Origin of the sequence: Cnuella takakiae, assembly GCF_001953305.1 — a bacterium.
Classification (GTDB): Bacteria; Bacteroidota; Bacteroidia; order Chitinophagales; family Chitinophagaceae; genus Flavisolibacter; species Flavisolibacter takakiae.
On the sequence record NZ_MTFE01000010.1, the window covers coordinates 4,651,890 to 4,658,864 of the forward strand.

Genomic DNA, 6,975 nt, shown 5'->3' on the forward strand with positions numbered 1-6,975 from the left:
CCTGCTTCTGTTTGTATTGAACTACCACCTCCGAGAAGCGGTTTTCCTGCCACAACATGATCATTATGAAATCCAATTTTTTTCTTTTCTATCATTGATCACGGTATTCATCCCAGATTGAGGTTTTCACTGTATGCGCACTGCACAATTATCGCACAGCAAAAGGAGAAGGGAGCAAGGATAAGCACTTAAACTCCTAATAAAATGTGGCACAGTTCTTATGAGGTGCGCAGGAAAGAACACCTTGATTTCACGTAAAAAAAGGCCTGTGTACATTAAAGGGGAAGGAATGACCGGAAACCTCCGGTATTCGGAAATGCTTACCATTGCTGCCATGCATTTTAGATTCCAAAAAAGGTTTATACATAATGCTGGAGTCAATTACAAGAAAATTCGAAGAGTAATTCCGCTTAAGGCAGATGATAAATAAAATATGGGAAGGGATTAATGATCCAGGTAGTGGATGCTACACTGACGCTTATCGTATAACCATCTCCTTTAAGTGAATGAAATTAGGTAAACCTAACCCAAATGCTCTACCATTTTACACCGAACGGTGTCCATATACCCAGTCATTGACGTAAGCTAAAGAAGTGCTTTGTGATTTAACTTGGAACGATTGGTGTTTTAAAAAACTCACAACCAAATTCTTTGTACGAAAAAACTCATCTCCTTCTTGTTTAAATCGGAAATCATGGCAGGCGATGGCTACATTTTTAATGGCATCAAATTGGGAGCTCTTATCTGGTATTAAAAATCTTTCAGCACCTTCTACATTTGCTTTTAACAAATCCACTTTGTCAATTTCGTTTTCAGATAACCATTGATAAATATTAACCCCATTGACAATTAGCCTTATGGCCCCTGAAGTATCTTTACTGATGGTTCCTCCTAAAAAAGAACCAGCGTTAAGGGAAAGTTCAAATAAGCCTCCTTTTTCAGCAATAGCAAATTTGTTTAACCAAACGTTTTTCAAGTTATTTAGCTGCACAACATTACTTAACACATCAAAAACCTTTGGATTGGCCTCTACTGCAATCACTCTTCCCTTTTCACCAACCAACTCAGAAAAAACAATCACCTCTTCTCCGATTCCTGCCCCAATATCAATGACAGTATCACCATTTTTGGGACTGTAGCCATAAAGGCTGATACGCATGGATCTTTCTTTAAGATATTTGTAATTGGTAAACCAATTCAAACTCTCCGAAGGAAGATAATAACCATTTACTTTGAGCAGGTAATATGAATGCACACGTTTCATATCCTCAAGTACTAAACCATTTCTTTTATATAGCAACTTGAGAACAGGTAACAGGAACTTGACTGGCAAGTGGTGAAATATTTTTGCAGTAAAGGACATACGAATCGTTAGTTTGGCTATACTGAATACTTGAACTCAAAAATTTTTGAACAGGTAAAAAACCGTCCGGTAGTTATTCAAATTATACGGATTGGCAAGAATTGCTTTCTTTAGTAAAGACCATGCTTCCCCAAACCTTTTCTTATCAATAGCCTTCGCAGCCCAAGTACGGTAGTGTTCACTCATCTTTGACCGATTCCCTAATAAAGCCTTTTCAAAGTCCAGCATTTTATCGAAATAGCCCTGCTGGATTGAATCCGTGCCATAAGCAATACATTGACGACGTAATTCTTTTAAAATATCTGCTACTAACAACTTCCTAGGGTTATCAAACACATTGGTTATGGAGTTTGGATTTGCTCTGTAACTGTACAACACTTCCTTTATAAAGTAAACAGGATATTTTTGATTTACCCTCATGGTCCAATGATGATCATCTCCATAAACACCTTCAAAGTACTCTGAAAATAATCCAACCTCCGCAATCAATTCTTTGCGAAACATCAAACTGGGAAACCAAAAAGGATATTGTTCCTCGTTCAGGTAAATATGCTGATCACTGGCAAATTCCCTTGACCACAAGTACCTTCCATTTTGATCAACCATCTGGTAATTGGTTCCACAAATCATTACTTCTGGATGCTTATAAAATACCTCCACTTGGCTGGCCAGGCGATCTTCACCACACAAATCATCTGCATCCAATTGGGTCAGCAGGTCGCCATTAGCCTGTTGAAACGCCCAATTCTTATTTTTTATGTAGCCCATATTCCTTTGGTGCGCATAAACCTTGATCCTGGGGTCAAATGCAAAAGACCGTGCAATAGCCAAAGTATCATCGGTTGATGCATCATCGGCAATGATCAATTCCCAATCCTGATAGGTTTGAGCTTTAATGGTTTCAATAGCACTGGCTATAAAAGGCGCTACATTAAAGGCGCACATGATGACCGAAACCTTAAGAGCAGGGCGTTTTGCAATCATGGAAGCTTGTTAAATCTATTGATTCAACAGGAAAAAACCGAGCACATTTCAGGTTGAATGGGAACACAAATCACCAAAAACATCGCTCCGATCATGCTTAGCATACCAGGTTCGTGTTGACGCCAATTGTTGTCTCGCCGGAGTCAAAAAGAACAAAGCCATAACGCTTCAGCAGTTCCTTGATAGCAAGAATATTTCCTTTTTCAGGATGCAATTCAATAGCTAAAAATTTCACGGCATGCAACCATGGAAAATCTGCTGTATGGTTGAATATCTCGAACTCTGCTCCTTCAATGTCTATTTTCAAAATATCGATTGTATCTAAACAGTGCTTTTCAACCAATGCAGGAAAGGTAGTACCCATTATGCTACTACCTTTATCAACTGCATCTGTTTCAATAAAGGTGGTGGACCATTGCAGACCGTCTCTGAAATCTGACGATTGTTGTAAAGTCACATGCTTACTCCAGATGGCCACCTGCACTGCTTCAATAGCATCAAGGCTATTCAGCATAAAATTCCTTTTCAAAAATGAAAAATTATCAGGAGCAGGCTCTATTGCTATATATCGCTCAACAGGTAAAAAGGAATGGAGGTAAATTGCTGTAAGCCCTACATTAGCACCAATGTCCACAATCTTTACAGGGGTAATGCCATCATAATGGTTTAAAAAGGTGCGCACCAAGTTTCCATACTCGTTCCGTACGAAAATTTGGTTGAACACCTTTGCATCTGAGCTGGCATATCGCAGCGCCAAATGAATGATCTTTTTGCGGAAATCAAACTGTACCCTGAGCATCTTTCCATCATCTATTGTGCGCCCACCTCTTTTTTTTACAAATTGTACAACCTCAAAGTAATCCCTTTCACATGGTGACAATAAGCGGTACCTGATCTTGGAAAATATTGTAAACATCAAAGGTTGTCAAAGAAAGTGTTCAATGGCAGTCATTAACCTTGAAAAACCGGAAAACAGAAATGTGAAACGACTGAGTGTGTTATACATCCCAACGGTATTTTCCTAACACCATTCCATAATCATATCCCCCATGTTTAGACATTTGAGAACCGTTGTCAACAATTTCAAATTGGCAAATATCTACCAGTTCATCCACAGTCTGTTTGTTTGGAATATTAATCAGGGTAATCAGGGAGTATTCTCCACGGACAAGTTGCCTGGGCATAATAACCAATTTAACTTGTGGGTGAAGGGCATTTAGCTCACAGGCAAAGATCCTTCTTTTCCTGGCATCTAATACTATCACAAAAACATCCGGCTTCAATAACAGCCCTTGTTCGATCTCTATATTGAATACAACATGCACTTCCTGATCATGAAAGAAAGCTGTTACTGCATCGCCGTTTGCATCGCATATCCATACTTCTTTGATATAGGTTTTATTTCGGGGTGCATTCTTTCTAATGAAGTGGCTACTGCTTTTATAAGTGGACAGGTATTTCCTGATCCCTGTTTCAACATCCCCTTCAAAATCCTTGAGGCCGGTTGAAAACAACAGTAACCTCTTACACAGTTGCGCAACTGCATTTAAATCGTGGCTAACAAAAAGAACAGTTCTCCCTGCATTGGTACTTACTTCTTTCATCCGTCCGAGGCACTTCTTTTGGAAGTCAGCGTCTCCAACTGCCAACACCTCATCTACAATAAAAATTTCAGATTCCAGGAAGGCTGCAACAGCAAAAGCCAGCCGCACGTACATGCCAGACGAATAACGCTTTACAGGCGTATCGATATAGCGCTCCACACCGGCAAAATCAACAATTTCATCAAACTTGCTGCGGATTTCGCTACGGGTCATACCCAGGATGGCGCCGTTGAGATAGATGTTTTCGCGGCCGGTGAGTTCAGGATGAAAACCGGTACCCACTTCAAGCAGGGAGGCAATGCGGCCTTTAATCTTGATGCTGCCGGTAGTGGGTGCGGTTACCTTGCTTAATAGTTTAAGCAGGGTACTTTTACCGGCACCATTGCGGCCGATGATGCCTAGCACTTCGCCTTGTTTTACTTCGAAGTTTACATCTTTCAGCGCCCACACATAGTCGCTGCTGCCCTTAGTGGCACGGTCGTTTACCTGCCCTATTTTAGCAAAGGGATCTTCCTTGCCCCGTACACGGGCCCACCACCGGTTAAGGTCATGGCTGATGGTACCGGTGCCTATTTCCCCTAAGCGGTATAGCTTACCGAGGTTTTCTACTTTAATTACCGATTGCGACATGAAGTTGCGTAATGGAAACGTTTGCACCGGATGATATCCAGTAATAGGAACACACTTAAACCGTGTCTGTAAAGCTTTTTTCCACCTTGTTGAACACTATGGTGCCCAGCAATACAGTACCAATTGAAATGGCCATGCTATAGGTCAGTGCGGCCAAACTGAAAGTACCCGAACCCAGGTAAGCATAGCGGAAGGTTTCCACGACAGCGGTCATTGGGTTGAGTTGCAGCAGCCATTTATAATGCGAGGCAATACTGCTAAAGGGGTAGATTACCGGGGTGGCATACATCAACAACTGAATGCCAAAGGTGAGCAGGAATACCAGGTCGCGATACCTGGTTGTAAGGGCCGAAATGATCATACCCAAACCAAGGGCCAGCAATCCCATGTTGAGGATCAGCAAAGGGGTCAATAAAATACAAGCATTGGGATGGATACTTGAAGTGCACCATAAGTACCATGCCCAAAATACCAGGAACAAACCGTACTGAATTGCCAGCCGAACGAGGTTGGAAATGACAATACTTACGGGCATGGTTAAACGCGGAAAATATACCTTGCCAAAAATGGGCGAATTGTCACGGAAAACAGTGGCCGTTTTATTCAGCGTTTCAGCGAAATAGTTCCAGAGTGTAACACCTGCCAGATAAAACAAAACCTTGGGCATACCATCGGTGCTGAGGCCTGCCACCCGGCCAAAAATCAAAACAAAAGTGAGGACAGTAAGAATGGGTTGCACTAAAAACCACAGCGGACCCAATATTGTTTGCTTGTAGTTGGCCACAAAATCCCGGCGCACCAACATCAGCACCAGGTCACGGTAGCGCCACAGTTCGCCTAACCTTAAATCCAGCAGGCGTGAACGAGGCACAATCACCTCCGTCCACGCTTCCTGGTGAAGCGGTTCCACTTCTGCAGCAGGTAAAGCAATCGTTTTGGTATTCATTTATGTCGAAACACCAAGGTGTAAGAATTAGGCAGCACCAGTAGCAGCTACCTAATCCTTCACCTCAACTTAATCTTCCCTGCTCAAAGTCTTCAGGTAAGTGCCATAACCGCTTTTGGCAAGGGCCTGTGCGTGTTCGGCAAGCCTGGCATCATCAATAAAGCCCATGCGCCACGCAATTTCTTCAATACAGCCAATTTTGGTGCCCTGGCGTTTCTCAATTACGCGTACAAACTCGGTGGCATCGTGCAGTGAATCGAAGGTGCCGGTATCGAGCCATGCAGTGCCCCTGTCGAGAATGCTTACTTTCAACTGTCCTTTTTCCAGGTACACACGGTTTACATCCGTAATCTCGTATTCGCCACGTGGTGAAGGCTGCAGGTTGCGGGCGATTTCTACTACCTGGTTGTCATAAAAATAAAGACCCGGAACAGCGTAGTTCGATTTGGGATTTGCCGGCTTTTCTTCAATACTCAATGCTTTGTTGTCCCCGTCGAAATCCACTACACCATAACGCTCCGGATCAGCCACCTTGTAGGCAAAAACATAACCGCCTTCAATGTCGCTTAGTTCCTGCAACTGACGACCCAGGCGTGAGCCATAAAAAATATTATCACCCAGCACCAGTGCTACCTTATCGTTACCTATAAAGTCGGCACCAATAACAAAGGCTTGCGCCAGGCCATTTGGCACTTCCTGGATGGCATACTCAAAGCGGCAACCTAACTGGCTGCCATCACCTAGCAAACGGCGAAACTGCGCATTATCTTCAGGTGTAGTGATGATCAGCACCTCGCTGATACCGGCCATCATCAGCACCGACAAGGGATAATAAATCATCGGCTTGTCGTAGATGGGCATCAGTTGTTTGGAGATGGCTTTGGTAATGGGGTAAAGGCGGGTGCCGGAGCCGCCGGCGAGAATGATTCCTTTCATGAAGCTTTATTAAGTGGAATCCCAGTGACAACAAGTACACTGAGGTTCACGGTATGTTTTTATATGCAACACACACCGTTATGGATCTTCTACGTACAAACGCATTGGGCGTACACCGTAGAAAACGCATAAAACGAGTGTGTGCAGTAACGAAAGTCTATTTCACAGCGTACTGCTGCTCATAATATTGCTGGTAGGCGCCGGAGGTTACATGCTCCAGCCACTCGGTATTTTCCAGGTACCAGTCAATGGTTTGTGAAAGACCTTCTTCAAATGTTACCGAAGGTTTCCAGCCCAACTCCTTATTGATTTTGCTTGCATCGATAGCATAACGACGGTCGTGGCCGGGACGGTCCTTAACATAGGTAATCAGTTGTTCACTTTCACCAGGTGCGCGGCCCAACTTTTCATCCATTTGTTTGCACAACAGTTTAACCAAGTCAATATTCTTCCACTCGTTAAAGCCGCCGATATTATAAGTTTCACTGTCTTTGCCCTTATGGAATACCAGG

6 protein-coding genes and 1 pseudogene are annotated in these 6,975 nt (G+C 43.1%); all 7 read right to left on the reverse strand.

The genetic code is table 11. From position 1 onward, the window contains the following. Positions 1 to 544: 544 nt before the first annotated feature. Positions 545 to 1,363 carry an FkbM family methyltransferase gene (locus tag BUE76_RS19920; RefSeq protein WP_073044559.1) on the reverse strand — a complete coding sequence of 273 codons (819 nt, stop codon included), beginning with the start codon at positions 1,361 to 1,363 and terminating at the stop codon, positions 545 to 547. 36 nt (positions 1,364 to 1,399) lie between these two features. Then, positions 1,400 to 2,347, reverse strand: a complete 948-nt coding sequence (locus BUE76_RS19925; protein WP_073044558.1) for a glycosyltransferase family 2 protein — start codon at positions 2,345 to 2,347, stop codon at positions 1,400 to 1,402. Positions 2,348 to 2,444: 97 nt separating this feature from the next. After that, positions 2,445 to 3,263: an FkbM family methyltransferase gene (locus BUE76_RS19930; RefSeq protein WP_083596568.1), complete on the reverse strand. Its 819-nt coding sequence runs from the start codon at positions 3,261 to 3,263 to the stop codon at positions 2,445 to 2,447. A gap of 82 nt (positions 3,264 to 3,345) precedes the next feature. Next, a complete protein-coding gene (locus BUE76_RS19935; RefSeq protein ID WP_073044554.1) occupies positions 3,346 to 4,581 on the reverse strand; it encodes an ABC transporter ATP-binding protein in 1,236 nt (411 codons plus the stop codon). 55 nt (positions 4,582 to 4,636) lie between these two features. Next, positions 4,637 to 5,527: an ABC transporter permease gene (locus tag BUE76_RS19940; protein ID WP_073044552.1), complete on the reverse strand. Its 891-nt coding sequence runs from the start codon at positions 5,525 to 5,527 to the stop codon at positions 4,637 to 4,639. 69 nt (positions 5,528 to 5,596) lie between these two features. Further along, a complete protein-coding gene (gene rfbA / locus BUE76_RS19945) occupies positions 5,597 to 6,463 on the reverse strand; it encodes a glucose-1-phosphate thymidylyltransferase RfbA (protein ID WP_073044550.1) in 867 nt (288 codons plus the stop codon). Between the two features lie 157 nt (positions 6,464 to 6,620). Beyond that, positions 6,621 to 6,975: pseudogene (locus BUE76_RS25205) on the reverse strand (GDP-mannose 4,6-dehydratase); the annotation flags it as partial.